This is a genomic window from Peribacillus sp. NPDC056705 (assembly GCF_043656335.1).
Genome location: NZ_JBHTYI010000292.1, coordinates 1 through 1,016, shown reverse-complemented (window position 1 = coordinate 1,016; position 1,016 = coordinate 1). Strand labels below are relative to the sequence as shown.

1 protein-coding gene is annotated in these 1,016 nt (G+C 50.8%); it reads right to left on the bottom strand.

The features are described 5' to 3' along the window. Positions 1-143 precede the first annotated feature (143 nt). Positions 144-1,016 (bottom strand): MFS transporter (locus ACFRAK_RS29800; RefSeq protein ID WP_394573307.1); only part of this gene is annotated, 873 nt, incomplete at its 5' end.

The following is a 1,016-nucleotide window of genomic DNA, read 5'->3' as shown; positions in this document are numbered from 1 at the left end:
AATTCCGTCTGTACCCCTGACGAAGGGGCTGTTATGCCAATGGTAGCTCCTGCTTGCAATACGGGATACCTCATTCAATCACTCCTCCTCGCCCATATCATATTGTTATAAAATGATTATTATATCATCATGAGGATCATCAACTAGGAGTCCTCATTCGCTGCATCATCCATCTGGGCGCTGCGCATCGGTGAGAACACGAACCAGATTCCGACTACAGCCAGTCCAATGATCACAACACCTAAGGCTGTGCGGAATCCGAATACGTCAGCGATCAAGCCACCCAGGGGCGCCCCAATGACAATCATACTGCGATTGATCGACCGCATGGTCGCAGCCATTCGCCCGTGCAAGTGTGAGGGTGTAATCGTCTGCCGGTACCCCATCTCAATCGGACCCTCAATTCCTAGAGCAAAGCCATAGAGGAGCTGCCCAAATCCGATCAAGAGGAACGTCTGGATCAGTAGTTCACCATCAGTAGATGGTGCCAGAACCATCAGCAGGACAGCTGGACCATACAATAGCCTTGCCAATGTCATACTGCGTCCAATTCCCAATCGCTTGCTGACCCGGGTGGATATTGTCGTGCCTATAACCGCACCGATACCGGCTGATGTCATAACCAGTCCCAATGTAGACGCATTAAATCCAAGTTCGGTCAGAGCGTAGGTTACCAGGACTGTACCTAGCATACTGTTAAATAGAAACCAAGCATGTGTATTGAGTGCCAGCGTACGAAGAGTCGGATGACGATAGACCCAGTGCAACCCTCCCCTTATCAATTCACCTATGCGTTCATTCGAAGGTTTGTCCTGTACGGGTTGATGTTTGATAAAAGCCATAACCAGTCCCGAGAACAGGTATGATACCGCGTTAATTAGAATGGCGAACGGAGCCGTCACCAAGGACACTAATAGACCAGCTGCAGCAGGACCACTGGTTTCCGCAACGGCTCCGCTCTGCTCGAGCCGCGCATAAGCAGGCATTAACATCTTCCTCGGCACGAGCTGAGGCAC